The following is a 25,988-nucleotide window of genomic DNA, read 5'->3' as shown; positions in this document are numbered from 1 at the left end:
CGATGAGCGCAACACATGACCGCCTCGCGACCCCCATCGCGGACCGGCTCGATCCGCAACCGGTGACCTCATCGACCGTCGTCTACAAGGGGCGGGTCTGGGACGTCCTCACCGAGGACGTCCAGCTCGGTGCGGGTGGTCATGTGACGCGGGACTTCGTGCGTCATACCGGAGCCGTTGCGGTGGTGCCGATGCGCGGTGAGGCAGGTGCCGAGGAGGTGCTGCTGATCCAGCAGTACCGCCACCCGGTCGGGACGTTCGACTGGGAGGTGCCGGCCGGGCTGCTCGACAAGCCGGGGGAGGACCCGCGGGACGCCGCCTCGCGCGAGTTGCGCGAGGAAGCGGATCTCGACGCCGGCACCTGGCACGTGCTGGTCGACATCTTCACCTCTCCCGGCGCGCTGTCGGAGAACCTCCGGGTCTTCCTCGCCCGTGATGTGCACCCGGCCGTCGCCGAAGGCTTCGTCCGTGAGGGCGAGGAACACAACATGCCGACCGGTTGGGTCTCGCTCGACGAAGCCGTCGACGCGGTCCTGGCCGGCAGGGTGCACAACGGTGTCGCGGTTTCCGCCATACTCGGTGCATCCGTTGCACGCCAACGGAATTGGGAGACGTTGCGGCCCGCCGACGCGCCGTGGCCGGAGCACCCGGCATACCGATGAGCATCAGGCCGTCGCAGCGCAGCGCAGTCGAGCCCTTCCACGTGATGGATGTGGTCCGGGCCGCTGCGGCGCGTCAGCGCAGTCACCGTGACATGATCCTGCTGTGCGTCGGCCAGCCTTCGACACCTGCGCCGCGAGCTGCACTGGATGCCGTGCACTCGGTGCTGGAGACGGACAGCCTCGGCTACACCGAAGGTGACGGGATCCCGCAGCTTCGCGAGGCGATCGCGGCGCACTATCGCGCTGCGTATGACGTGCACGTCTCGCCCGACGAGGTCCTCGTCAGCACCGGGTCATCGGGTGGGTTCAGCACCGTACTGCTGGCTGCCTTCGACCCCGGTGGGCGCGTCGCGATGGCGCGGCCGGGCTACCCGGCATACCGGAACACATTGCAGGCGCTGGGGATTCAGCCGGTTGAGATCGACTGCGGTCCCAACACGAGGTTCCAGTTGACCGTTGATCATCTGGAAGGCGCGCACGCGGTTGCGCCGCTGGACGGCGTGATCGTGGCGAGTCCGGCCAACCCGACGGGCACGATCATCGAGCCCGAGGAGCTGGCAGCGATCGCGCAGTGGTGCGACGACCACGGTGTGTTGCTGATCTCCGATGAGATCTATCACGGCATCGCCTACGGCAGGCCCGCACAGACCGCACGTCGCTTCAGCAGGGACGCCGTCGTGCTCGGGTCGATGAGTAAATTCTGGTCGATGACGGGCTGGCGCGTGGGCTGGAATCTCCTGCCCGACACGTTGCGTCGCCCCGTCGACGTGCTGCAGACGAACCTGGCGATCTGTGCGCCGGCAGTGTCGCAATACGCTGCGGTTGCTGCGTTCTCGCCCGAAGCCACGGCGGAGCTGCAGCGCCACGTCGAGCGGTATGCCGTCAATCGCGACCTGCTGCTGCGCCGGCTGCCGGAGCTGGGCATCGCGTCGTTCGCACCGCCGGACGGTGCGTTCTACGCCTACTGCGACGTGTCGCACCTGACCGATGACAGCACGCGCTGGTGTGCCGACGTGCTCGACCGTACCGGCGTCGCGATCGCCCCGGGGATCGATTTCGACCCGGTCCGCGGCAACCGCTTCGTGCGGCTCAGCTTCTGCGGCGCGACGGATGCCTTGGATGACGCACTCGATCGTCTCGTCGCGATCGTCTGATTCACCGGCATACAAGCGCATTGACCGGCGCAGCACTCAACCCTCGCCGAGAGGACACCCTCCTATCGAGAGGACAGGCGATTTCGCCTTCAGAACGCGAAATTTGCCTGTCCTGTCGGCGAAAGGGTGTCCTCTCGGCATCGGGTGGCGAGTTCTGGCGTGGTCAGGTGTGCGAGGTCCGGTTTTTCGCGCGGGGGTGAGGGGTGGTCGCGTCAGGCCAGGCCGAGGAACTCCCGTATGGCGGGCAGCTCGCGCTGCGCCTGGTCGTAACCTGCGCGATAGGTCGCCTCGAGGACCGGCAGCCGGCGTTCACCGTTGCTGACCGGCTGGACCTCCGGCGCGAAAATGTATGCCTTGCCTGCCTTTTCGAGCTCGAAGAGCTCTTCACGGGTGCGGTTGTAGCGCTCGTACCGGGTGCGCAGCGCCTCGGCGACTGCGGGGTAGCGGCGATAGTAGGTCTTGAAGAACCAGTCCTTGCCCTCCGGCTCCTTCACATACGACCGCTGCTGGGTGAGCACGACGAAGAACTTCTCGAAACCGTCGGCCTGCGCTGCGTCCAATGCGACGCCACCGGAGGTGCCCAGGGCGCCGTCCACGTAGAGGTGTCCGTCCAGTTTCACCGGCGGCATCAGCACCGGCATCGACGCGGAGGCCTGCACACGCACCAGCATGTCCGGCAGGGTCGGCATGTCCTCGCGGCCCCAGTAGACGGTCTCGCCGGTCGTGGCGTCGAACGCGCCGATCTTCCACTGGTCGGTCGACTCGCTGTAGGTCTTCCAATCGAAGGGCAGCACGTTGTCCGGCAGACCCGACTCCTGGTAGATGAACTGGGAGTTGAAGACACCCTTGCGGCGTACGAAGCTGCGCCACCCGCCGAACTCCGGCTCCTGCGCGAATGTCGTGAAGGAGGCGTGGGCGCGCCATACATCGCGGGTGACGTAGTTGGAAGCATTGGTCGCCCCGGCGGAGATTCCGACCACCCAGCCCAGCCGGATGCCGGCCTCGATCAGCGCGACGACGAGGCCGGCGGAGTGGCTGCTCCGCATGGCACCACCCTCGATGACGAGGGCGGTGTCGGCGACGACGGGATCAGTCGACACCGAAGTCGATCGCGGCGCGATCCAGTGCGTCGTCCTCGTCGGACTCGACGGAGGGATTGGCCGAAATCGCAGCAGCACCACCGGGTTTCAGCTCACCGACGAGGTCGGAGTCACGCTGCGGGAGTGCGCCGAGCCCGGCATACAGCTCGAGCTTGGAGCGGGTGTCGGCGATGTCGAGGTTGCGCATCGTGAGCTGGCCGATGCGGTCGGTCGGACCGAACGCCGCGTCCTCGGTGCGCTCCATCGACAGCTTGTCGGGGTGGTAGCTGAACGCCTCGCCGCGGGTGTCGATGATCGAGTAGTCCTCACCGCGACGCAGCCGCAGCACAACCTCGCCGGTGACTGCGGAGGCGACCCAGCGCAGCAGGCCCTCGCGGATCATCAGCGACTGCGGGTCGAACCAACGGCCTTCGTAGAGAAGGCGACCCAGCCGACGACCCTCGTTGTGGTACTGCGCGACGGTGTCCTCGTTGTGTATGGCGTTGACCAGTCGCTCGTATGCCGCGAAGAGCAACGCCAGACCCGGCGCCTCGTAGATGCCGCGTGACTTGGCCTCGATGATGCGGTTCTCGATCTGGTCCGACATGCCGAGGCCGTGCCGGCCGCCGACCTCGTTGGCGAGCTTGAAGAGGTCGACCACGTCGTCGAAGGTCTGCCCGTTGATCGACACCGGCCGGCCACGCTCGAAACGCACTGTCACGTCTTCGGTTTCGATCTTCACCTCGGGGTCCCAGAAGCGGACACCCATGATGGGCTCGACGATCTCCATCGACGTGTCGAGGTGCTCGAGCTTCTTGGCCTCGTGGGTGGCGCCGAGGATGTTGGCGTCGGTGGAGTAGGCCTTCTCGGTGGAGTCGCGGTAGGGGAGCTCCTTGGCCTTCAGCCACTCGGACATCTCGTGGCGGCCGCCGAGCTCATCGACGAACTGCGCGTCCAGCCATGGCTTGTAGATGCGCAGGTCGGGGTTGGCCAGCAGGCCGTAGCGGTAGAACCGCTCGATGTCGTTGCCCTTGTAGGTGGATCCGTCGCCCCAGATCGAGACGTTGTCCTCCTGCATGGCGCGGACCAGCAGCGTGCCGGTCACCGCACGGCCGAGCGGGGTGGTGTTGAAGTAGACGCGGCCGCCGGATCGGATGTGGAAGGCACCGCACGCGATCGCGGCCAGGCCCTCCTCGACCAGCTGGCGCTTGCAGTCGACCAGGCGGGACAGCTCCGCGCCGTACTGGCCGGCGCGGCCGGGGACCGAGTCGATGTCCGGCTCGTCATACTGGCCCAGATCCGCGGTGTAGGTGCACGGGACGGCGCCCTTGTCGCGCATCCAGGCCACTGCGACCGAGGTGTCCAGGCCACCGGAGAAGGCAATGCCGACGCGCTCGCCGACGGGAATGGAGTTCAACACTTTCGACACGGCTCACCAGCCTAGGGGTAACGCCCCGCCGATCGTGCGTCGGTCTACGGTGTGGAACGTGAGCACCGACGACCCCTGCCCGTGCGGTTCCGGGAAGGCGTATGACGACTGCTGCGGCCCGCTCCTCGCAACCGAGCGACTGGCCGCAACGGCGGAGGAGCTGATGCGCTCCCGCTACACCGCCTACTTCTACGGACATCGGGAACACCTCTGGCGCACCTGGCACCCGAGGACCCGTCCGGCGGAGGTCACGCTCGACTCGTCGATGACGTGGACTGGCCTGCGAATCCTCGATGTTCGCGATGGTGGAGCCGGCGATGACACCGGGGTGGTGGAGTTCGTTGCGTCATACGACGGAGGAGAATTGCGGGAACGCAGCCGCTTCACCAAACGCGGCGGCCGGTGGTTCTACCTGGACGAGGAGCCCTCGTGACGGACGCTTTCGGCATACCGAAGAACCCTGCCGACCGTGGCTTCGGCGACATCGAGCACCGCAAGCATGCCGCGCTGCAGGACCAGAGTCTCGCCATGCACGAGGCGGCGAGGAACCTCCTGCACAAGGCCGTCGCCGCGCTCGAAGTGGCCGACACCGACAAGGCGTTGACGTATGTCCGCAAGGCGGAGCGGCTGCCGTATGACGACTACGGCGGCGCCTCGCCGCTGTCACTGGCCGCGCACATGTATGCGCTGGAGTCAGTGCTGGACGTCTTCGAGGCGGGCGACGAGGTGTGGCTGGACGCCGCCGAGGTTCTCCATGACGAGACGAAGACCCGGACGCCGCTCGCGCTGGCCGACTTCCGGCATGTGCTGACAGTGGTGCAGCACGACTACGAGACGTCGCCCGGCGAGGACCGACAGCTGCGTTCGCTCATCGCCGGACAGCAGGTCGCCACCATTCGCGAGATGCAGGAACTCGCGGGGGAGGAGTTGTGCGCAGTGGTGATGGACCTCCTCGACATCGTCATCGACTACAACGATGAGGCTGAAGTGATCTTCGAAGAGCATCGGATGGACGACGACTACTGAGGCGGCTGGTCGGCCAGATAGCGCACCAGTCCTGCTGCGTTGTCCAGCTGTGCCGCCTCGGCGGGCGGCATGAAGTCGACCCGATCACGTCGGAAGGCCACCGCCTCGTCAAGATGCGTGAGCGGTTCGGCAGCCCGTAGGAACACGTCGAGCAAATCCGTCGCGTCGAGCGCGTCGTCCTCGGTGCGGTACGCCAGCGCGTAACACGCGAGGATCACCGCGGTCACTGCGACGTCGAGCCCGGGCGGTCCCCAGCACGCGTTCTCCCAGTCGATGAGCACCGGCGCGCCGGGCGCCATCAGGACGTTGTTCGGGTGCAGATCGAGGTGGATGAGGCGGTCGCCGCCATCGCGCTCGGGCAGCAGTGAGGCGTCGTCGGGCCGGCGCACCGCGTGCGTCATGCGGTGCAGGTCGGCAAGCAGCCGCATCGCGTCGTCCATCGACAGCCGACCAGCACTCATCTCGGCGAGCATCGTCGGACCATCCACCCGTTCGAGCACCAGGTCCGGACCGTGCGCGGCCAGGACACGAGGCGTCGGAATGCCTGCAGCCCAGGCGATTTCGGTCGCGTTCGCAGCGCGGTCGACCGGCCGCCGTCGGTCCCGGTAGCGGCGCAGCACCCGCCGATCGTCGAGTTCATAGACCAGCGCTGTCGCTCCCGTCGCCAGCAGGACGCCGGGATGGTCGCAGGTGGACATGTGGCCAGCTTAGGTGCGGGGCGCCGGCTCGACGTAGCCGTTTGCCAGTGCATGGCTGCAGCAGTAGTCGATTTCGGGGCGCGGCGTCCGGCGCCGTAAGATGGCTGCTGCCCGCGGTGGTGGAGTGACGACCCACCAGGTGCTGGATGTGTATGGCGCTGGCCGCCATACACCGGACACCGGCCGGGGGACGCGCGTTCGGCGATACCGACGAGAGGCCGAGGTCTCCTCGGCGAAGGTGTGGTGGCACCGCGATCTGGCCCCCGCCCACACCTCCAGGGCTGCCTTTTCGTCAAGGTGGCCGACCTCGCGACCTTGACGGGAACCAACCCCGAAAGGATTCGCAATCATGCTTCGAACTCATGACGCCGGCACCCTGCGCGCCGCCGACGCCGGACAGACCGTGACCCTCGCCGGCTGGGTGGCCCGACGCCGCGACCACGGTGGCGTGGCCTTCCTCGACCTGCGCGACGCCAGCGGCGTGGTCCAGGTCGTCGCACGCGATGAGGTGCTGACCGGCGCCGCCCACGGCCTGCGCAACGAATACTGCATCGCGGTGACCGGCACGGTCACGCCGCGCGACGCCAAGGACGTCAACCCCGAGCTGCCGACCGGCGAGATCGACGTCGTCGCGGACGAGATCGAGGTGCTCAGCGAGTCGGCGCCGCTGCCGTTCCAGATCGACGAGCGCATCAACGTCGGCGAGGAAGCCCGCCTCAAGCACCGCTACCTCGACCTGCGCCGCCCGGCGCAGGGCGCCGCAATCCGCTTGCGTTCCAAGGTGAATGCTGCCGCGCGCACGGTCCTGGCGGAGCGTGACTTCGTCGAGATCGAGACGCCCACGCTGACTCGGTCCACGCCCGAGGGCGCCCGCGACTTCCTGGTCCCGGCGCGCCTGCAGCCGGGCAGTTGGTACGCCCTGCCGCAGAGCCCGCAGTTGTTCAAGCAGCTGCTGATGGTCGCCGGCATGGAGCGCTACTACCAGATCGCGCGCTGCTACCGCGATGAGGACTTCCGCGCGGACCGGCAGCCGGAGTTCACCCAGCTCGACATCGAGATGAGCTTCGTCGAGCAGGACGACATCATCGAGCTCGGTGAAGCGATCGCGAAGTCACTGTGGCAGGTCATCGACGTCGACATTCCGACACCGTTCCCGCGGATGACGTATGCCGACGCGATGCAGCGCTACGGATCGGACAAGCCGGACCTGCGCTTCGACCTCGAAATCGTCGAATGCGCAGACCTTTTCAAGGACACGACGTTCCGCGTCTTCCAGGCCGAGTATGTCGGCGCGGTGGTGATGCCCGGCGGTGCGTCGCAGCCGCGTCGCCAGCTCGACGCCTGGCAGGAGTGGGCCAAGCAGCGCGGCGCGAAGGGTCTTGCCTACATCCTGGTGCAGGAGGACGGCACGCTCACCGGTCCGGTCGCCAAGAACCTCACCGAAGCCGAGATCGCAGCGCTGCCGGGCCATGTCGGCGCCAAGCCGGGTGACTGCATCTTCTTCGCCGCGGGCGACGCCAAGTCCTCGCGCGCCCTGCTCGGTGCTGCCCGGCTGGAGATCGGCCGCCGCTGCGAGCTGATCGACGAGTCGAAGTGGTCGTTCCTGTGGGTGCTCGACGCGCCGCTGTTCGAGCCGGCCGCAGACGCGGTGGCCTCCGGTGACGTCGCCGTCGGTGCGGGCGCCTGGACCGCGGTGCACCACGCGTTCACCATGCCGAAGAAGGAGTATGTCGACACATTCGACACCGACCCCGGCTCGGCACTCGCCTACGCCTACGACATGGTCTGCAACGGCAATGAGATCGGCGGCGGCTCGATCCGTATCCACCGCAAGGACATTCAGGAGCGTGTCTTCAAGGTGATGGGCCTGTCCGAGGAGGAGGCGCAGGAGAAGTTCGGCTTCCTGCTCGACGCCTTCGCCTTCGGCGCGCCGCCGCACGGCGGCATCGCGTTCGGCTGGGACCGGATCTGTGCGCTGCTCGCACACACGGACTCGATCCGTGAGGTCATCGCGTTCCCGAAGTCCGGTGGCGGCTACGACCCGCTGACCGCTGCGCCCGCGCCGATCACGCCGGCGCAGCGCAAGGAGGCCGGCGTCGACGCGAAGCCGGAGAAGAAGGGCGAGAAATCCGAGGCCGCGCTCGCTGAGTGACGCACCCGACGCCGAGTGACGCAGGTGCGTCACTCGGCGTCACTTCTGTCAGTTGGGTCAGTCGGCGTCCGGGGCGGGGAACCGCGCGGAGGCCAACTGGCGAGAGTGCGCGACGAGGCGGCCGGTGGAGTCCCACACCTCGCAGTCCTCGTTGAGGAGACCGCCGGCGACGTGCGTGGTGTGCAGTCTCAGCTGCAACCAGCCCGGTGCGGGTACGCCGCGCACGTAGCCGGTGAATTCCACCGTCGGCACCCAGCCGGTCGATCCGAGATCGAACGCCACGGGCGGGAACGCGTCCAGCACGAGCAAGAGACCGATGGCGTCGATCGGGGCTCCGTCAGCGAGCCGTAGCCAGCCGCGCATCTCGCCCTCGCCGCTGGGATCGCCGACGGCCCAGCCGATCGTCGCCGGATCCATCCGCGCGTCGAAGCGCTTCAGGAAGCCGGACTTGGTCAGCGTCGACGGTGGCGCATCGCTCGCGGCGACACATTTGTCGGGCGGTGGAATGTCAGGCGCTGCAGCGGTTTTCAGCACGGGCTCGGCATACCGGATCAGGTCGCCGAGCGTCACGAGCGCTCGCGATCGCTCGACGGACTTACCGTCGACGTCCTGCGACACCGTGACCTGCGCGGTGGTCATCGAGCGTCCGGATCGCAGGATCTGCGGCTCGATCAGCACCGGACCCGCGGTGCCGGGGGAAAGGAACACACCGGAGAAGCTCAGCGGATCGCCGTGCCCGCCCGCTGCCGCACTGGCCCGCGCGGTCGCCGTCGTTGCGAGCGACATCAGCAGGCCGCCATTGACCGCTTCACCGATCGCCCAGTCGTCGCTGAGCTCGCCGGCCCAGCCGTTGCCGGATTGTTCGAGGCGCAGTGCGTCGCCGAGTTCGCTCATGCGGTCATCATTGCCGAGCGCCGTCGGCCGGGAGCAGGCGGCGGCTGGCCCATGCCCTGGCCACCGCGAAGCCGAGTCCCTCGTACATCGCGCGGGCGCGGTCGTTGTCGGCATACATGCCGAGCGTGCAGACGCCGTAGTCGGCGATCGCCCGTCGGGTCAACCCTGCGGTGACCGCGACACCGAGGCCACGCCCGCGCAACCGCGGGTGCACGACGATGCCCGCCAGGTGCGGTGCGCCGCCGGGTGTCCGGTGCATCGCACCGGCCGCCACCAGTTCGTCGGCTCGGCGCACGCCGAGCCACAGCCGGGTGCGACCGGTGCCGGGTTCCGATTCGGCGGACGGGTTGCCGACCGCGTTGAGGGCGATGATGTCGGCGGCGTCCGCGAGGTCGTCCAGTTCGACCAGCAAGTCCTCGGCGGCGATGTGCGGTGGCGGCTGCTCGGTCCACATCCAGTCCCAGTCGCCTCCGGCGCCCAGCCGTGTGCCGAGCCGGTCCTGCAGCACGGGAAGGAAGCGCCGCTCCAAGGCCAGACCGTTGATCTCGGGCGGCAGGTCCGCCAGCACGGCATCGAGCAGCTGCGGGACGTTGTCACGGCCGATCAACGAGAGACCGTGGATGTGCCGGGAGTGCGAATGTCGTTGGAAACCAACGGAATCGCCATACACCCAGATGTCCGAGAGATGGGGGCGGGCGAGGTCCCAGCGCAGGAACGGGTCATCGGGGAACAGCTCGTGCAGCGCGCTGCCCGGGAGGCAGCGAAGGATCGTGTCCGACACGCGGGCTAGCGTTGCACGCGTGTCCGATGATCTCTTCAGTGCCACCGACGATCGTGAGCCCGGCGACGCGACGACGGCACCACTGGCGGTCCGGATGCGTCCTCGCTCCGTGGACGAGGTCCGTGGCCAGCGCGACGCGCTGAAGCAGGGAAGTCCGCTCCGACGGCTGATCGAGGGGGCCAAGGGTGCTGCCGGACCGATCTCCGCGATCCTGTGGGGACCGCCCGGCACGGGCAAGACGACGCTGGCACACCTCGTCGCGACCGCGGAGGACCGGCGCTTCGTGGAGTTGTCGGCGATCAATGCCGGCGTGAAGGACGTCCGCGCCGTCATGGAGCAGGCGACCCGGGAACGATCCCTCTACGGCCGCCAGACGGTGCTGTTCCTGGACGAGATCCACCGCTTCAGCAAGGCACAGCAGGACGCACTGTTGCCCGGGGTCGAGAATCGCCTGGTGGTGCTCGTCGCGGCGACCACCGAGAACCCGAGCTTCAGCGTGATCGCACCGTTGCTGTCGCGGTCCATGCTGGTCCGCCTGGAGTCGCTCGACGACGACGAGGTGGCCGCGCTGCTTGATGACGCGGTGACCGAATCACGCGGTTTGGCAGGGGATTTCACGCTCGCCGATGACGCGCGCGCGCATCTGGTCCGTATGGCGGGGGGCGACGCCCGGCGATCGTTGACAGCGCTCGAGGCCGCTGCCGGTGTCGCGCAGGACGCGGCCCCGCCCGGAACGCACCCCGTCTCGATCGAGTTGCCGCACGTGGAGCAGGCGATGGCCACCGCGGCGGTGCGCTACGACCGCGCGGGTGACCAGCACTACGACGTGGCCAGTGCGCTCATCAAGTCGATGCGGGGCAGCGACGTCGACGCCGCGTTGCATTATCTGGCGAGGATGCTCGAGGCGGGGGAGGACCCGCGCTTCATCGCGCGCCGGATCGTCATCAGTGCGAGCGAGGACGTCGGTATGGCGGACCCCACGGCCCTGCAGACGGCGGTCGCAGCCATGCATGCGGTCGCCCAGATCGGTATGCCGGAAGCGCGCATCATCCTGGGGCAGGCCGTCGTCCACAACGCGCTCGCGCCGAAGTCGAACGCGGCATACAAGGGGATCAATGCGGCGATCGAGGACGTCCGCGCCGGGCACGGGGGAGCGGTGCCACCGCACCTGCGCGGCTCGGGGTATGCCGGCGCCGCGGCGCTGGGCCACGGGGACGGCTACCGCTACACGCATGACGAGCCCGCCGGGGTCGGCCCGCAACAGTTCCTCCCCGACGATCTGCTGGACGCCGACTACTACCAGCCGACCGACCGCGGCTGGGAGCAGAACCTCGGGCCCCGCTGGCAGTCCCTGCGTTCCGTGGTCCGCGGTACGGACGATCGCCGCGATTGAACCCGCGCGCCCGAGCGTGATGGTAAACAAGTAACGATCTCGTCTCAGGGGTTGTAAATGCCGCACGCCGGAACCGATCTCGTGACAGCGTGCGGAGATTGTCCCGTCGCTTCACCGAATCGGAGTAAACACAATGATGCGTAGGTCGAGCAAGATCGCCGCTGCCGTGGTGATGATCGCCATGCCGCTGGCCGCTTGCAGTAGCAGTGGGCCGAGCAGCTCGAACACCTCGTCCAAGGGTTCGTCGACGCCGAGGGCCAAGGTGAAGTCCTCGGCCATGGATGCGTCGGTCAAGGGACCGGCGCCCGACATCGCAGGCGCCAAGAAGGGCGGGACGCTGACCATCACGGATGCCGGAGCACCGCCGACGTTCGACCCGGCCGGCGCGTACTACGAGTTCTCGATGACCATCCTGTCGGAGTTGGTGACCCGTGGGCTGACCGGCTACCAGATCGACCAGGACGGTAAGTCCACCCTCGTGCCCGACATGGCGCAAGGGTTGGGCAAGGAGTCGGCGGACGGCAAGACCTGGACCTTCAAGCTCAAGCCGGGGATGAAATACAGCAACGGCCAACCGGTGAAGGCCGCGGACTTCGTCTACGCGATCAAGCGATCGTTCGACGAGAACCTCGGTGGCCAGGGTCCGGTCCCCTACCTGAAGACCACCCTGGTCGGTGGCGACACCTACAAGGGCCCCTTCACGGACAAGGGCAAGGACTTCAAGGGCGTCACCTCCAAGGGCGACGACACGGTGATCTTCCACCTGACCCGGAAGTGGCCGACGCTGCCCTATTACCTGGCGTTCCCGGCTGCGAGCCCGGTGCCGCAGTCCGCCGAGAAGAAGTCCACCTACGAGAAGAGCCCGCTGGCCACCGGCCCCTACAAGTTCAAGACGTTCAACAAGGGCACGCGCATCGTGCTGGAGAAGAACACGCAGTGGGACGCCAAGTCCGACCCGATCCGACACCAGTACCCGGACACCATCGACGTGAAGCTGGGCGTCACCGCACTCACCGAGCAGCAGCGGATCTTCGCCAACTCGGGCCCGGGCGCCACGACGCTGGACATCTCCGGTCTCGACGCGGGCCTGGAGTCGAAGGCCAAGTCGCAGACGAAGCAGGTCGTCTTCGGGCCGTCGCCGTGTGAGTCGTACCTGCCGCTGAACTCCAAGGAGATCCCGCTGGAGGTCCGCAAGGCGATCGCCGTCGCCTACCCCTACGACCAGACGCGCAAGGCCGGTGGCGAGAGCAAGCTGACCTTCGACCCGGCCACGACCTACGCACCGCCGCAGGTGCCGGGCATCAAGCAGTACCCCGCGGTCAACGGGCTGATCGGCAAGGGTTCGGGTGACCCGGCCAAGGCCAAGGCGATGCTGAAGAAGGCGGGCAAGTCCAACTTCGAGCTGTCCTGGTACTACGTCAGCGGCAAGGGTCAGGACGAGGCGGCCAACGACGCGCTGAAGTCTGCGATGCAGAAGGCCGGCTTCAAGGTGAAGGACGTACCCGTCAGCCAGGCGGAGATCTCGGAGAAGATCAACGACCCGAACGCTCCCGAGAATGTCGGTCAGGGCATCAGCTCCTGGTGCTACGACTGGCCGTCCGGAGACTCGATCTACCCGCAGCTGTTCAGCACGACGACCGCCAAGGACGGTCGTTCGGTCGCGAACCTGCAGGACACGGCGATCGACAAGGAACTCGACCGGATCAGCGCCCTCGACCCGACGCAGGCAGCGCCGGAGTGGCTCGCCTTCGACAAGAAGATGACCAAGCAGGTCATGGGCATCCCGTTGTCCTACTCGAAGGCGAGTTCGGTCTTGGGCAACAAGGTGCACAACGTCGTGCCCGACCCCAACCACGGACTGCCCGATTTCGCACAGGTGTGGGTTGGCTGAGACGTCGGGCTGAGACGTCGGGCTGAGACGTAACTCACTCAATGTAACGATTGGGTGACCTTCGGGCCGTCTCGACTGATGGACCCGTCCGCTGTGGCATCGTTAATGCGTCACGGCGGGCGGGGGCACGGCGAGTGACCATTGAAAGCGTCGGGAGGGATCACGCCTGCCGACACCCAAATCTCGTATGGAGGATCGATGACCGCTGGGCCAGGCGGCGTCAATGAGACGCTGACGGAGGTCGGTCAAGTTCACGGGACCGACGGCGCCACCGCAGTCCTGGGCAAGACGGATCATGGCGGTGGGGGGCAGCAGAGCAAGTCCCCGGCGCAGATCGCGTTGGCCCGCCTACGCAAGGACCGCATCGCCGTCACCTGCGCGGTCGTCATCGTGCTCTTCCTGCTGATGGGCATCTTCGCGCCGCTGATCACCGGTATCGAGGGCCAGTCGCCGACACAAGCCAATTACAACCTCATCGGCGACGACAACCTGCCGACGTTCTACACGAACAGCTCGCACTGGCTCGGCCTCACCTCGAACTCCGGGTATGACGTCTTCGCTCGTTTCGTCTACGGCATCCGGCCGTCGTTCCTGATCGCACTGGTCGTCACCATCACGACCACGATCATCGGTGTCGTCCTCGGTCTGGTGGCCGGCTTCTTCGGCGGTTGGGTCGACCGGATCATCGGCTGGTTCGTGGACCTCGTGCTGTCGCTGCCATTCCTGCTCTTCGCCATCGCGCTGGTCCCGATCATGACCGCGTACCTGGTGCCCGGCGGGCAGCCGACCTCCGGTGAAGCGCAGAAGATCCGCATCATCGCCGTCTTCGTCGCGCTGACGTTCTTCGGCTGGGCGGGCCTGTGCCGCCTGATCCGCGGTGAGGTGCTCGCACTGCGCGAGCGCGAGTTCGTGCAGGCCGCTCGCTCACTCGGGGCGCCGACCAAGCGCATCCTGTTCAAGGAGATGCTGCCCAACTTGACCAGCGTGATCCTGGTGGCTTTCACCACGGCGCTGCCGGCATGGATCGGTGCCGAAGCCGGACTTTCCTATCTGGGCGTCGGCATCAGCTTGCCGACAGCGGACTGGGGCCTGGACATCGCCTTGGGGCAGCAGCAGATGCAGGCCTTCCCGTTGCCCATGCTGGTCCCGCTGATCGGCCTGCTCGTCGTCGTGCTCTGTCTGAGCCTGCTGGGCGATGCGGTCTCGGACGCCTTCAACCCCAACACCCGGCGCTGAAGCGCGACCAACGCACGACAAAGCACGACAACACATCAAAGACTCTTCCCGGGCTGTGCCGGGAAGTAACGAAAAAGGGAGAATGACAAATGCGCTGGACGAAACTGGCTGCGCTGAGCGCCGCAGGCGTCACCGCGGTCTCGTTGGCTGCGTGCAGTAGCGGCGGGCCGTCGGGCAACGGTAGCGGTTCGGGCAACGGCGACAACACCGCGGCCGCAGAACAGACCAAGGCTGCGGTCGCTGCGACGAACCCGAACCTGAAGGGCCCGGCGCCGGAGGTCACGGGCGCCAAGAAGGGTGGCACCCTCTTCATCGACGACTCGTCGAACCCGCCCACGATGGATCCGGCCGGCATCTACTACGTCGACTCGAACGCCTTCGCCACCCAGTACATGTACCGCGCGCTGACGCAGTACAAGATCGTCAAGGGCAAGCCGGTCCTGGTGCCCGACCTGGCCGAGGGCGTCGGCACCCCGTCCGCCGACGGCCTGACCTGGACCTTCAAGATCCGCAAGGGCCTGAAGTACTCCGACGGTTCGCCGGTCAAGATCGAGGACTTCGTCTACGGTATGGAGCGCTCCTTCGCCAAGGAGAGCGTTGCCCTGAACGGCACCGACTATCAGCGCCAGTACCTCGTGGGCGGCAAGGACTACAAGGGCCCCTACAAGCAGCCGAACGCCAACTTCAAGGGCGTGACCACCAAGGGTGACGACACCCTGGTCTTCCACCTCGTCACGAAGGTCCCCTCGTTCAACTACTTCGCCTCGTTCCCGGAGTTCACCCCGGTCCCGAAGGCCAAGGACACCAAGACCGACTACCAGAAGCACCCGCTGACGACCGGCCCCTACAAGGTCGACTCCTACAACATCGGCTCCAAGCTGGTGCTGTCGCGCAACAAGTACTGGGACCCCAAATCGGACCCGGTACGTCACGCGTATCCGGACAAGGTGCAGATCAACCTGGCGGTCGTGGACCTGGCCTCGCAGCAGCGGATCCTGGCCAACAGCGGCACCGGCGCCAACACGGTCAACATCGGTGCTCTCGATTCCTCACTCGAGGCGAAGGTCACCGGCGCGCAGAAGAACCAGTTCGCGCTCGGCCCGTCGTCGTGTGAGTACTACGTCAACATGAACGTCAACAAGATCCCGCTGAACATCCGCAAGGCGATCGGTTACGCGTACCCGTGGGACCAGATCCGCAAGGCGAGCGGCACCTCGAAGATCAACCTGCAGCCGGCGACCACGTATGCCGCCCCCAGCCTGCAGGGATACAAGAAGTACACCCCGCTGCCCTATGCCACCGGCCAGGGCAATGGCGACCCGGCCAAGGCGAAGGCCATGCTGAAGAAGGCCGGCAAGCTGGGCTTCCAGCTGTCCTACTACTACACCGGCGACAACCCGCAGTCGGTCGCGGCCAATGCCGCCCGCAAGGCCGCGCTGCAGAAGGCCGGCTTCAAGGTCAAGGACATCCCGATCCCGAAGGCCGAGCGCACCAAGAAGATCGCGGACCCCAAGGCCCCGGTCAACATGATGCAGGGCACGCCCGGCTGGTGCTACGACTGGCCGACCGGTGACTCGGTCTACCCGGTGCTCTTCAGTGGTGAGGGCATTCCGGACGGCACCACGGTCGGTCAGTTCAAGAACGCCGCGGTCAACGCCAAGATGGACAAGATCGGCAAGATGGATCCGGCCAAGGCTGCGCCCGAGTGGGCGAAGCTGGACCAGGAGATCATGGCGAAGTACGTGCCGGGCCTGCCGGACTACTACTCGATGAACACCGCGACGTTCGGCAAGAACGTCGGCAACGTCGAGTTGAACCCGATCATCAGCATGCCCAGTCTGTCCCAGCTCTGGGTCAAGAGCTGACGCCAGGTTGTCATATTCGCCGGTGACCGGGGCGGGGAGCAGCGTCTTCTCCGCTCCGGTCACCGGCGGGTCACCATCTTTCTAGGAGCCACCACGTGATCGTCTACATCGCCCGACGGTTGCTGCTCGCAATCTCGGTGCTGTTCGCGGCAATCGTGCTGACCTTCGGCCTGTTCTTCACCGGGCCGGCCAAGGACGGCGTCGCGTACCAGATCTGCGGCACCAAGTGCACCAACCAGAAGGTGCACGACATCAACCACAGCCTCGGTCTGGACAAGCCCGTCGTCCAGCAGTTCGGGACCTACGTCAAGGGTCTCGTCGCGGGCCGTGACATTACCAATGACGGTCAGGTCACCGGGCACTGTGACGCCCCGTGCCTGGGCTGGTCCTACGTGCAGAGCCAGTCGGTGACCGACCAGGTCAAACAGGTCATGCCGGTCACCTTCGCCATTGTGTTCGGTGGCATGTTGATTTTCGTTCCGCTCGGACTCCTGCTCGGCGTCGTCTGTGGGCGCAATCGTGGCTCACCACTCGATCGATTCCTGGTGGGCGCCTCGCAGGTGATCAGTTCCATGCCGTACTACGCCGTCGCGCTGATCCTCAACCTGTACCTGATCTTCACCTGGAAGGTCCTGCCCGCCACCGGCTACACGCCGCTGACCCAGGACCCGGGGACGTGGTTCACGGGCTTCATCGCGATCTGGATCATCTTCGGCCTCTTCAACGCAATGCTCTATGTGCGATATGTGCGGGCCTTCATGATCAACACGTTGTCCAGCGATTTCGTGCGCACCGCGCGGTCGAAGGGCATCCCGGAGCGGACGGTGGTGTGGCGACATGCGCTGCGCGCGACATTGGCGCCATACCTGACGCTGATCGGTGTCGACGTGGCACTGCAGTTGTCCGGCTCGATCTTCACCGAGCAGGTCTTCAACGTTCGCGGGATCGGCCGGCTGGGGCTCGACGCCATCAGTACCAACGACCTGCCGGTGATCGCCGGCACAGTGCTCGTCGGCGCGACGTTCATCGTGCTCGGAAACCTGCTCATCGATCTCCTCTACGTTGCCGTCGACCCGACAGTGAAGCTGACATGACCCAGACAACAACCTCCCCGGCCGGTGAGCCGGGCACTCACCGTCGCCCGCCACTCGACCCGAACGCTCCGGTCATCCTCACCGTCGAGGACCTGAAGGTCCAGTTCCCGACCGAAGAGGGCCTGATCAGTGCGGTCAACGGCGTCTCCTACCAGGTGAAGGCCGGTCAGACGCTGGCCATCGTCGGCGAATCCGGCTCGGGCAAGAGTGTCTCGTCCATGGCGATCATGGGACTCCACAACCCCAAGAGCAGCCGGATCAGCGGCTCCATCAAGCTGGACGGCCAGGAACTCGTCGGCGCTTCACAGGCGGAGTTCCGCAAGCTGCGCAGCCAAACGGTCGCCATGATCTTCCAGGACCCGCAGTCCTCGCTGCATCCGTTCAAGAAGGTCGGCGCCCAGATCGCCGAGGCCTACCTGGCGCACCACAAGGTGTCCAAGTCGGTGGCCGCGAAGCGTGCCGTCGAGATGCTGGACCGCGTCGGTGTGCCCAACCCGGACCGACGGGCCAAGCAGTACCCGTTCGAGTTCTCCGGTGGTATGCGTCAGCGAGCCATGATCGCCCTGGGTTTGGTCAACGACCCGAAGCTGCTCATCGCGGACGAGCCGACCACGGCACTCGACGTCACGGTGCAGGCGCAGATCCTGGACCTGATGAACGACCTGCAGCGTGAGTTCGGGTCGGCCATCATCATGATCACCCACGACCTGGCCGTCGTGGCCGAGATCGCCGATCACGTGCTGGTGATGTATGCCGGCCGTAGTGTCGAGAAGGGCACGGCGCACCAGATCCTGGCCGACCCACGGATGCCCTACACGTGGGGCCTGCTCAGCTCGGTTCCGTCGCTGACGGCCGACGTGGGATCGGACCTGAAGCCGATCCCGGGCAACCCGCCGAGCCTGCTGAACCTGCCCGACGGCTGCTCCTTCCGGCCGCGCTGTGCGTACTCGGACCGCGTGCCGGACAACCGGTGCGCCACCGAGTTGCCGGCGTTCGACGAGGTACCGGGCGAGCCGGGACGACTCAGCCGCTGCCACCTGGCAGACCCTGCCGCGATCTTCGCCGACGAAGTCGCCCCCAACCTGGAGTGATCGATGACTGACAACACCACTGACTCCGTCGAGGATGCAGGCACCATCGACTTCAGCAAGCGGACCGAAGAGTCCGTCGTGCACGAGTCGCAGCGTGACCGCGAGATCCTGCTGACCGTCAAAGACCTGGCCAAGCACTTCCCGGTGAAGGAATACAGCGGTCTCTTCCCCAAGACCCTGCAGACGCGGGCGGTCGACGGAGTGAGCTTCGATCTGGCCAAGGGCGAGACCCTCGGCCTGGTCGGTGAGTCCGGCTGTGGCAAGACGACCACTGGTCGACTGGTCACGCGGTTGCTGGAACCGACGGCGGGCTCGATCGAGTTCGAGGGTCGCGAGATCGCGCACCTGAAGGAGAAGGCGCTGCGGCCGATGCGGCGGGACATCCAGATGATCTTCCAGGATCCCTACGGGTCCCTCAACCCGCGGTTCACCGTGTCGAAGATCATCGGTGCACCCCTGGAGATCCACGGACTGGTCCCCAAGGACAAGATCAAGGCCCGCGTGCAGGAACTGCTGGAGATCGTCGGTCTGAACCCCGAGCACGTCAACCGTTACCCGAACGAATTCTCCGGCGGTCAGCGCCAGCGCATCGGGATCGCCCGCGCGCTGGCGGTGGAGCCGAAGGTCGTGGTGGCTGACGAGCCGGTCTCCGCGTTGGACGTGTCGATCCAGGCACAGGTCATGAACCTCATGAGCCAGCTGCGGCGGGACCTCGGCATCGCCTTCGTGTTCATCGCCCACGACCTGGGCATCGTCCGGCACTTCTGTGACCGGATCGCGGTGATGTACCTCGGCAAGATCATGGAGGTCGGCGACCGCGAGGACATCTACGAGAAGCCACAGCATCCCTACACCCAGGCGCTGCTGTCCGCGGCGCCCGACCTGAACATCGTGCGTGGTGCGGTGCCGAACGAGCGGATCCGGTTGATCGGCGACGTGCCGAGCCCGATCGACCCGCCGAGTGGTTGCCGCTTCCGGACGCGCTGCTGGAAGGCGCAGGAGATCTGCGCCGCCGAGGAGCCGCCGCTGGATCCCGCCGACGACAAGGCGAGCCACACGATCGCGTGCCACTTCCCGGAGGTGAAGTCGAACCTCGTCGCCGAGGTCGACGCTTCCTGATCGGGTCGCACCGTGATCGCCGGGCCCATGACACCGTGAGGTGCCATGGGCCCGGCGTCGTCATACCGCCCGTTTCGCTAGGCTGGGCGGCAACCATGGAACGAGATCAATCATGAGTGTGTCCCTCGGGGACCTGGCCGGGATGATCGCCGCGTTGGCGTTCGTCGTCCTCGTGCTGCGCATGGGCTCCGTCGTGGGCAAGGCCGGCAAGGTGCTCGACGAGACCCGGGCGGGCGTGCGGGAGATCACCGATGAGACGGTGCCGCTGCTGCGTGAGGTCACCGACACCGTGGCCGCGACAAGCCAGCAACTGGCCCGGCTCGACACGATCTCGTCGAACGTCGCGACGATGACGACCAATGTGAGTGCCTTGACGTCGGTGGCGACCGCGACCGTCGGGAGGCCGCTGATCAAGATCGCCGCGTTCTCGTACGGCGTGCGCTCGGCCGTCGACTCGCGGCGGGCCAAGCCACTGAACAAGGTCGGTGACCGGTCGTGAAGTGGCTGGTGCCGATGGCCGTTGCGGCGGCCGGTGTCGCCCTCGCGAGCAGGCACGGCACACGTGAGCAGGCGGCGCGGTTCCGTGACGACGTGCGACAGGGCATGGGCGCGCGCGAGGCGCAACTGCGCGAGGTCCTGGCGATGGACACGCACCTGACGCTGCCCGGTGAGCGGGTCGATGGCACGCGAGCTATCGAGGGCCGGTAAGGCCCCGCATCCGACCTCCTTGCTGCCCATGGACCAATGCTGCGCGAGTACCGCAGTAGAGCGGACGGACGTATCGACCAACTCCTGGTTTCGATGCGGGATCGTCCCTCGCCCTACTCAACCAGCGCGCTACGTAAAGGAATTGATTGATGGAAACCGCAGAGATCCGGCGACGTTGGCTGGATTACTTCGAGCGGAACAAGCACACCGTCGTGCCGTCCGCGCCGCTGATCTACGACGACCCGAACCTGCTGTTCGTGAACGCCGGCATGGTGCCGTTCAAGCCCTACTTCCTGGGGCAGCAGACGCCGCCGTGGGACCGGGCGACCAGCGTGCAGAAGTGCGTGCGGACCGGTGACATCGAGGAGGTCGGCAAGACCTCCCGGCACGGCACGTTTTTCCAGATGAACGGCAACTTCAGTTTCGGTGATTACTTCAAGGAGGGCGCGATCGGGCTCGCCTGGGGCCTGATCACCTCCTCGGTCGACGAGGGCGGCTACGGGCTGGACCCGGAGCGGATCTGGCCGACGGTCTATACCGACGACGACGAGGCGTTCGCGATCTGGCACGAGCAGATCGGCATACCCGTGGAGCGCATCACGCGCCGCGACGCCAACGACAACTACTGGCACATGGGCGTCCCCGGCCCCGGCGGCCCGTGCTCGGAGCTGTTCTACGACCGCGGCGCCGAGTTCGGCGCGGACGGTGGCCCGGCGGTCGACGAGGACCGCTTCATGGAGTTCTGGAACCTCGTCTTCATGCAGGAGGAGTTGTCCGCGGTTCGCAGCAAGCCGGACTTCGACGTGTCCGGTCCGCTGCCCAAGCGCAACATCGACACCGGCATGGGCCTGGAACGTATGGCGACCCTGCTGCAGGGCAAGGACAACCTCTACGAGATCGACGAGGTCTACCCGGTGCTCGCGCAGGCCGCGCAGATGACCGGCAAGGTCTACGGCGCGCACTCCGGGCATGCCGCGACGTCGAGCCACCCGGACGACGTGCACCTGCGCGTCGTCGCGGATCACGTGCGCTCCTCGCTGATGCTGATCGGTGACGGTGTCACACCCGGCAACGAGGGCCGCGGCTACGTGTTGCGCCGGATGCTGCGACGCGCGGTCCGTGCCATGCGACTGCTCGGGTACCGGGACAAGGTGCTGCCGCAGTTGCTGCCGATCAGCCTGGACCGGATGAAGGCGTCATACCCGGAGCTGGAGGCCGACTTCGGCCGGATCAGCCAGATCGCGTATGGCGAGGAGGATGCCTTCCGCCGCACGCTCGACCAGGGCACGACGATCCTGGACACCGCGGTCACCAAGGCCAAGCAGTCCTCGGCTGCGCTCGGTGGCAGCAGCACTCCGACGCTGCCCGGTTCGGAGGCCTTCGCACTGCACGACACCTACGGCTTCCCGATCGACCTGACGCTGGAGATGGCGGCGGAGCAGGGCGTCGAGGTGGATCGTGACGGCTTCCGCCGGCTGATGACGCAGCAGCGCGAGCGCGCGAAGGCCGACGCGAAGTCCAAGAAGACCGGTCACGCGCACACCGAGATCTGGAAGGAACTCCGCGCGCTCGGCGCAACCGATTGGCAGGCGTACCAAGCGCTTTCGACCGAGGGCACCGTCGTCGGGCTGGTCTCGGACGGCCAGCGCGTCGAGGGTCTCGAGCAGGGTGCGACCGGGCAGGTCGTGCTCGACCGCACCACGTTCTACGCCGAGTCCGGTGGACAGATCGCGGACGAGGGTGTCATCAGCACGCCGAACGGACAGCTGCGCGTGCTCGACGTGCAGCGCCCGGTCAAGGGCCTCGTGGTGCACACCGTCGAGGTCGCGTCCGGTGAGGTCAAGGTCGGCGAGCAGGTCGAGGCGCAGGTCGACCCCGACTGGCGTATCTCCGCCTGCCAGGCGCACTCCGGCACGCACGTCGTGCACGCGGCGTTGCGGCAGGTGCTCGGCCCGTCGGCGCTGCAGAGCGGCTCCTACAACAAGCCCGGTTACCTGCGACTCGACTTCGCCTGGAACAGCGCACTGTCCGCGGAGACGCGTTCGGAGATCGAGGAGGTCGCCAACCTGGCGGTCCGCCAGGACCTGCCGGTCTCCTCGCAGTACATGACCCTGCCCGAGGCACGCGAATGGGGCGCTCTGGCGCTCTTCGGCGAGACGTATGACGAGCAGGTACGCGTCATCGAGATCGGCGGCCCCTGGTCGCGCGAACTCTGCGGTGGCACGCACGTCGCGCACTCGTCCCAGGTGGGCGCCCTGACCCTGACCGGTGAGTCGTCGGTGGGTTCGGGCGTGCGCCGCGTCGAGGCGTTCGTCGGCATGGATGCCTTGCGGTACCTCGCCAAGGAGCGTGCGATCGTCGCGGAGCTCGGCCGGCTGGTCAAGGCACAGCCCGGTGAACTGCGCGAGCGCGTCGAGGAACTGCTCACCCGGGTCAAGAGCGCAGAGCGGGAGATCGCCACGTTGCGCCAGCAGCAGTTGCAGGCGCAGGCCGGCGAGTTGCTGGCCGGTGCGACCGACATCGGGGGAGTGCGCGTGCTCACCCACGACGGTGGTGACCTCGGCGCCGACGAGGTGCGCTCCCTCGTGACCGGCCTGCGCGGCCGGCTCGGGGATGAGTCGCCGACCGTGGTGGCCGTGACGGGGTCGGCCAAGGGCCGGCCGCTGATCGTGGTCGCGACCAACGCCCGCGCACGGGACCGCGGGATCAAGGCGGGCGACCTGGTGCGCACCGCGGCGGGCGTGCTCGGCGGCGGCGGTGGCGGCAAGCCGGATCTCGCGCAGGGCGGCGGCACCGATGCATCGGCGGTCGGCGCGGCTCTCGAAGCGGTCGAGAGCCAGTTGCACACGCTCACCGGGGTCCAGTGAGACGAGGGGTACGGATCGGCGTCGACGTGGGCAGTGTCCGCGTCGGCGTCGCCGTGAGCGACCCGGACGGCGTCCTCGCGACGCCGCTGCGGACGGCGCGGCGTGCGAGTGACGAATCCGACATCCAGGAGGTGGCCGAGTTGGCCGCCGAGCGTGATGCGATCGAGGTGATCGTCGGGCTGCCATTGTCCCTGGACGGCGCGGAGCGCGCGGCGGCCGAGGCCGCCCGCGGCTGGGCAAAAGCGCTGCGCCGACGGGCTCCGAGCCTCGCCGTACGCCTGGTCGATGAGCGTATGACGACGGTCGACGCGCACCGGGCGATGCGTGCCAGCGGACTGCGGGAACGGCAGCGGCGTGAGGTGGTCGATCAACAAGCAGCTGTGCTGATCCTGCAAGCCGCGCTTGACGCCGAGCGTGTTTCCGGCCAATCTGCCGGAGAACTCGTCGGCGGACGCAAACCACGCCACTCGGCCAGACCCGACTCCGAAAGGCGACAGTGAGCACTCCTCAGGATGGGAAGTCGGTGGGCGACTCCGCTCCGCGCTCGCGCCGCGAGGCACGTGAGCGCGCGCGTCGGGCGGCCGCCGCAGCTTCCCCGGAAGGACGTTCGACCGGCGCCGGACGCGAGCGCCGGGCAACGCCTCCGGGGCCTCCGGGGACCCCGAGGTCCCAGCGACCCCCGCAGCCCCGTCCGGACCTGACGCACGAGGACGAGACGACCGAGTTCGTCGCGGTTTCGGCGAGCCGGGCGCAGCGGCGTCCGGCCGGCGATTGGGAGGAGCACGAGCGCAGCGAGACGTCGTCGGCGAACGGTGAGTGGACCGGCTTCCACGACTGGGCCAGCGAGGACGACCACGACGAGCACGGAAGCCACACGTCATACGAGGAGATCCAGCGCCAACGCCGGCGCAAGGCCGGCCGGTCGTGCCTGCTGCTGGTCCTGGTGATGCTGCTGGCGGTCGGCGGCGCCGGTTACGCCGCCAGCCGGGTCGGGCGGATCAGCCTGCCGGGCATGAGCGAGACCAGCCCCGACTACGCGGGCAAGGGCAGCGGTTCGGTGACGATCGTGGTGAAGGAGGGTGACACCGGCACCGCGATAGCCCAGACCCTGCTGAAGGCCGGTGTCGTCAAGTCGACCGGTGCCTTCGTCACGGCCGCCGGTGCCAGCCGCAACTTCGGTTCGATCCAGCCGGGCCGCTACACGTTGCGGCAGAAGATGAGCGCACAGGCGGCACTGGACCTGATGCTGGACCCCAAGAGCTACGCGAGCACCGGCACGACGATCCCCGAAGGACTGTGGGCCGGCCAGATCTTCACCCTGCTGTCCAAGGCGACCGGTGTGCCGGTTGCGGACTACCAGAAGGTCAGCCCGACCTCGATCGGGCTGCCCCCGGCGGCGAAGGGTCACCTGGAGGGCTACCTCTTCCCGTCGACCTACAACTTCGGCAAGGACGCGACCGCCGAGCAGCAGTTGCGCACCATGGTCACCGAATGGCGCAAGAAGGTCGCGCCGTTGCAGATCCCGGACAGCCGACTGCACGAGGTGATGGTCGAGGCATCCCTGGTCGAAGCCGAGTCCCGGTTGTCCGAGGACGGCCCGAAGGTGGCGCGCGTCATCGACAACCGCGTGAACCAGGGCATGCCACTGCAACTGGATTCGACCATCCACTACGCCGAGAAGAAGCGCGGCACGATCACGACGACCGACGAGCAGCGCGCCAAGAAGGGGCCGTACAACTCCTATCTCAACACCGGGTTGCCGCCCACACCGATCAACAACCCGGGCCTGGCCGCCATCAAGGCGGCCCTGCACCCGGCGAGCGGCGGCTGGCTCTACTTCGTCACGGTGGATCCGCAGACCGGTAAGACGCTCTTCGCCGACACCTACCCGGAGCAGCAGAAGAACGAGCAGGTGTTCCACTCATGGTGCAAGCATCATCCCGGCAAGTGCTGACCCGGCACCGCGCAGCGGTGCTCGGCAAGCCGATCGCCCACTCCATGTCGCCCGTGTTGCACCGGGCGGCATACGAGGCGCGCGGTATGGCGGACTGGTCCTACGACGTCCGCGAGTGCGACGCGGCCTCGCTGCGGGACCTGATCGCGGGGCTCGGTCCGACCTGGCGCGGCCTGTCGCTGACGATGCCGCTGAAGGAGGAGGCGCTGCTCATCGCCGACACGGCCAGCGACGTCGCACTGCGGACCGGCGCCGTCAACACGCTGATCCGGACGGGTCGCGGCTGGCACGGCGAGAACACCGACGTCATCGGCATCCGGGAAGCGTTGCGGGATGCGGGCGTCGCCGCCGGTGCGCTGCCACGGGCAGTCGTCGTCGGGTCGGGTGCGACCGCGCGGTCCGCGCTGGCCGCCCTCGCCGACCTCCGGGTGCCCGAGGTCATCTTCGTGGTGCGCAAGGACGTGCGTGCCTCGACGCTGGCACAAGCACGTGATCACGGTTTCCGGGTCGTTGTCCTCAACGAGACCGAGGGCGCGGCGGCGGTGCTCGAGGCACCGCTGACGATCAGCACGATCCCGGCCGGCGCCGCCGATTCCCTCGCCGGCGCGATGAGCGAGCTGGGAGTCGCGGCGTCGGCGACCTCGCCGACGCAGCGCGTGCTGCTCGACGTCGTGTATGCCGACTGGCCGACCGAGCTGGCGGCGACCGCCGCGGCATACGGGGCCCGGATCGTGCCCGGGATCGAGATGCTGATCCACCAGGGCGCCGCGCAGTTCCAGCTGATGACCGGCAGTCCGGCACCGCTGGAGGTCATGCAGCGGGCCGGTCGCGCCGCCGCCCTGGGCTGACCGCTTCTCGCCATACGGCGGCGGCATACGGACGACCCGGGCCGCAT

Annotated in this window: 23 protein-coding genes; 18 read left to right on the top strand and 5 right to left on the bottom strand. The window is 67.3% G+C overall.

Features of this window, described 5'->3' with window-relative positions; genetic code table 11:
- Positions 1-2: 2 nt before the first annotated feature.
- Entirely contained in the window at positions 3-662 is a 660-nt protein-coding gene (locus VG502_RS07090; RefSeq protein ID WP_325549325.1) for an NUDIX hydrolase, read from the top strand.
- Positions 659-1,816 (top strand): aminotransferase class I/II-fold pyridoxal phosphate-dependent enzyme, encoded by a 1,158-nt coding sequence (locus tag VG502_RS07085; RefSeq protein ID WP_325549324.1) that lies wholly within the window; start codon positions 659-661, stop codon positions 1,814-1,816. Before VG502_RS07090 ends, VG502_RS07085 begins: the two co-directional genes overlap by 4 nt.
- Positions 1,817-2,028: 212 nt before the next feature.
- Here the strand turns inward: VG502_RS07085 and VG502_RS07080 are convergent, their stop codons facing one another.
- Entirely contained in the window at positions 2,029-2,916 is an 888-nt protein-coding gene (locus tag VG502_RS07080; protein WP_325549323.1) for a patatin-like phospholipase family protein, read from the bottom strand.
- Positions 2,906-4,324, bottom strand: coding sequence for an argininosuccinate synthase (gene argG / locus VG502_RS07075; RefSeq protein WP_325549322.1), 1,419 nt, complete (start codon positions 4,322-4,324; stop codon positions 2,906-2,908). Before argG ends, VG502_RS07080 begins: the two co-directional genes overlap by 11 nt.
- 58 nt (positions 4,325-4,382) lie before the next feature.
- Here argG and VG502_RS07070 point away from each other — a divergent pair, with 58 nt between their 5' ends.
- Together VG502_RS07070 and VG502_RS07065 are read left to right on the top strand one after the other, a co-directional pair.
- Positions 4,383-4,757, top strand: coding sequence for a YchJ family protein (locus VG502_RS07070; protein WP_325549321.1), 375 nt, complete (start codon positions 4,383-4,385; stop codon positions 4,755-4,757).
- Positions 4,754-5,350 (top strand): hypothetical protein, encoded by a 597-nt coding sequence (locus tag VG502_RS07065; RefSeq protein WP_325549320.1) that lies wholly within the window; start codon positions 4,754-4,756, stop codon positions 5,348-5,350. The genes VG502_RS07070 and VG502_RS07065 overlap by 4 nt, the downstream gene beginning before the upstream one ends.
- Here the strand turns inward: VG502_RS07065 and VG502_RS07060 are convergent.
- Positions 5,344-6,048: a phosphotransferase gene (locus VG502_RS07060; protein ID WP_325549319.1), complete on the bottom strand. Its 705-nt coding sequence runs from the start codon at positions 6,046-6,048 to the stop codon at positions 5,344-5,346. The genes VG502_RS07065 and VG502_RS07060 overlap by 7 nt on opposite strands.
- 349 nt (positions 6,049-6,397) lie before the next feature.
- On the opposite strand from VG502_RS07060, the gene aspS reads away from it, so the two are divergent.
- On the top strand, positions 6,398-8,200 hold the full coding sequence (gene aspS / locus VG502_RS07055; RefSeq protein WP_325549318.1) for an aspartate--tRNA ligase: 1,803 nt from the start codon (positions 6,398-6,400) through the stop codon (positions 8,198-8,200).
- Between the two features lie 57 nt (positions 8,201-8,257).
- Here the strand turns inward: aspS and VG502_RS07050 are convergent, their stop codons facing one another.
- Complete coding sequence (locus VG502_RS07050; protein WP_325549317.1) at positions 8,258-9,094, bottom strand: thioesterase family protein; 837 nt, start codon at positions 9,092-9,094, stop codon at positions 8,258-8,260.
- Between the two features lie 7 nt (positions 9,095-9,101).
- Positions 9,102-9,875 carry a GNAT family N-acetyltransferase gene (locus tag VG502_RS07045; RefSeq protein ID WP_325549316.1) on the bottom strand — a complete coding sequence of 258 codons (774 nt, stop codon included), beginning with the start codon at positions 9,873-9,875 and terminating at the stop codon, positions 9,102-9,104.
- A gap of 19 nt (positions 9,876-9,894) precedes the next feature.
- On the opposite strand from VG502_RS07045, the gene VG502_RS07040 reads away from it, so the two are divergent.
- From VG502_RS07040 to VG502_RS06980, 13 genes are all read left to right on the top strand, one after another.
- A complete protein-coding gene (locus VG502_RS07040; RefSeq protein ID WP_325549315.1) occupies positions 9,895-11,268 on the top strand; it encodes a replication-associated recombination protein A in 1,374 nt (457 codons plus the stop codon).
- 133 nt (positions 11,269-11,401) lie between these two features.
- The gene (locus VG502_RS07035) at positions 11,402-13,159 is read left to right on the top strand and encodes an ABC transporter substrate-binding protein (protein WP_325549314.1); all 1,758 of its coding nucleotides are present in this window, start codon (positions 11,402-11,404) and stop codon (positions 13,157-13,159) included.
- Positions 13,160-13,357: 198 nt separating this feature from the next.
- The gene (locus tag VG502_RS07030; protein ID WP_325549313.1) at positions 13,358-14,395 is read left to right on the top strand and encodes an ABC transporter permease; all 1,038 of its coding nucleotides are present in this window, start codon (positions 13,358-13,360) and stop codon (positions 14,393-14,395) included.
- Positions 14,396-14,484: 89 nt separating this feature from the next.
- On the top strand, positions 14,485-16,260 hold the full coding sequence (locus VG502_RS07025; RefSeq protein WP_325549312.1) for an ABC transporter substrate-binding protein: 1,776 nt from the start codon (positions 14,485-14,487) through the stop codon (positions 16,258-16,260).
- A 95-nt stretch (positions 16,261-16,355) separates the two neighbouring features.
- The gene (locus VG502_RS07020; protein WP_325549311.1) at positions 16,356-17,354 is read left to right on the top strand and encodes an ABC transporter permease; all 999 of its coding nucleotides are present in this window, start codon (positions 16,356-16,358) and stop codon (positions 17,352-17,354) included.
- On the top strand, positions 17,351-18,445 hold the full coding sequence (locus tag VG502_RS07015; protein ID WP_325549310.1) for an ABC transporter ATP-binding protein: 1,095 nt from the start codon (positions 17,351-17,353) through the stop codon (positions 18,443-18,445). The genes VG502_RS07020 and VG502_RS07015 overlap by 4 nt, the downstream gene beginning before the upstream one ends.
- Before the next feature lie 3 nt (positions 18,446-18,448).
- Complete coding sequence (locus VG502_RS07010) at positions 18,449-19,564, top strand: ABC transporter ATP-binding protein (RefSeq protein ID WP_325549309.1); 1,116 nt, start codon at positions 18,449-18,451, stop codon at positions 19,562-19,564.
- A 118-nt stretch (positions 19,565-19,682) separates the two neighbouring features.
- Positions 19,683-20,063, top strand: a complete 381-nt coding sequence (locus VG502_RS07005) for a DUF948 domain-containing protein (RefSeq protein ID WP_325549344.1) — start codon at positions 19,683-19,685, stop codon at positions 20,061-20,063.
- The gene (locus VG502_RS07000; protein ID WP_325549308.1) at positions 20,060-20,272 is read left to right on the top strand and encodes a hypothetical protein; all 213 of its coding nucleotides are present in this window, start codon (positions 20,060-20,062) and stop codon (positions 20,270-20,272) included. The genes VG502_RS07005 and VG502_RS07000 overlap by 4 nt, the downstream gene beginning before the upstream one ends.
- Positions 20,273-20,421: 149 nt before the next feature.
- Positions 20,422-23,139, top strand: coding sequence for an alanine--tRNA ligase (alaS, locus tag VG502_RS06995; RefSeq protein ID WP_325549307.1), 2,718 nt, complete (start codon positions 20,422-20,424; stop codon positions 23,137-23,139).
- 26 nt (positions 23,140-23,165) lie between these two features.
- Positions 23,166-23,639 (top strand): Holliday junction resolvase RuvX, encoded by a 474-nt coding sequence (ruvX, locus tag VG502_RS06990; RefSeq protein WP_325549306.1) that lies wholly within the window; start codon positions 23,166-23,168, stop codon positions 23,637-23,639.
- Positions 23,636-25,093 carry an endolytic transglycosylase MltG gene (gene mltG / locus VG502_RS06985; protein ID WP_325549305.1) on the top strand — a complete coding sequence of 486 codons (1,458 nt, stop codon included), beginning with the start codon at positions 23,636-23,638 and terminating at the stop codon, positions 25,091-25,093. The genes ruvX and mltG overlap by 4 nt, the downstream gene beginning before the upstream one ends.
- Entirely contained in the window at positions 25,063-25,941 is an 879-nt protein-coding gene (locus VG502_RS06980) for a shikimate dehydrogenase (RefSeq protein ID WP_325549304.1), read from the top strand. The genes mltG and VG502_RS06980 overlap by 31 nt, the downstream gene beginning before the upstream one ends.
- Positions 25,942-25,988 lie beyond the last annotated feature (47 nt).

Source organism: Flexivirga sp., from assembly GCF_035551235.1.
In the GTDB taxonomy this organism is placed as follows: domain Bacteria; phylum Actinomycetota; class Actinomycetes; order Actinomycetales; family Dermatophilaceae; genus Flexivirga.
The sequence above is the reverse complement of the archived record's forward strand: the minus strand, read 5'-3'. Positions and strand labels throughout refer to the sequence as shown.

What these genes read in the sequence shown, in the direction of transcription:
- VG502_RS06980 (WP_325549304.1), top strand. Translation starts at nt 25,063, where the DNA reads ATGGTGCAAGCATCATCCCGGCAAGTGCTGACCCGGCACCGCGCAGCG.
- VG502_RS07050 (WP_325549317.1), bottom strand. Translation starts at nt 9,094, where the DNA reads ATGAGCGAACTCGGCGACGCACTGCGCCTCGAACAATCCGGCAACGGC.
- VG502_RS07015 (WP_325549310.1), top strand. Translation starts at nt 17,351, where the DNA reads ATGACCCAGACAACAACCTCCCCGGCCGGTGAGCCGGGCACTCACCGT.
- VG502_RS07090 (WP_325549325.1), top strand. Translation starts at nt 3, where the DNA reads ATGAGCGCAACACATGACCGCCTCGCGACCCCCATCGCGGACCGGCTC.
- VG502_RS07035 (WP_325549314.1), top strand. Translation starts at nt 11,402, where the DNA reads ATGATGCGTAGGTCGAGCAAGATCGCCGCTGCCGTGGTGATGATCGCC.
- VG502_RS07010 (WP_325549309.1), top strand. Translation starts at nt 18,449, where the DNA reads ATGACTGACAACACCACTGACTCCGTCGAGGATGCAGGCACCATCGAC.
- alaS (WP_325549307.1), top strand. Translation starts at nt 20,422, where the DNA reads ATGGAAACCGCAGAGATCCGGCGACGTTGGCTGGATTACTTCGAGCGG.
- VG502_RS07085 (WP_325549324.1), top strand. Translation starts at nt 659, where the DNA reads ATGAGCATCAGGCCGTCGCAGCGCAGCGCAGTCGAGCCCTTCCACGTG.
- aspS (WP_325549318.1), top strand. Translation starts at nt 6,398, where the DNA reads ATGCTTCGAACTCATGACGCCGGCACCCTGCGCGCCGCCGACGCCGGA.
- VG502_RS07030 (WP_325549313.1), top strand. Translation starts at nt 13,358, where the DNA reads ATGACCGCTGGGCCAGGCGGCGTCAATGAGACGCTGACGGAGGTCGGT.
- VG502_RS07025 (WP_325549312.1), top strand. Translation starts at nt 14,485, where the DNA reads ATGCGCTGGACGAAACTGGCTGCGCTGAGCGCCGCAGGCGTCACCGCG.
- VG502_RS07060 (WP_325549319.1), bottom strand. Translation starts at nt 6,048, where the DNA reads ATGTCCACCTGCGACCATCCCGGCGTCCTGCTGGCGACGGGAGCGACA.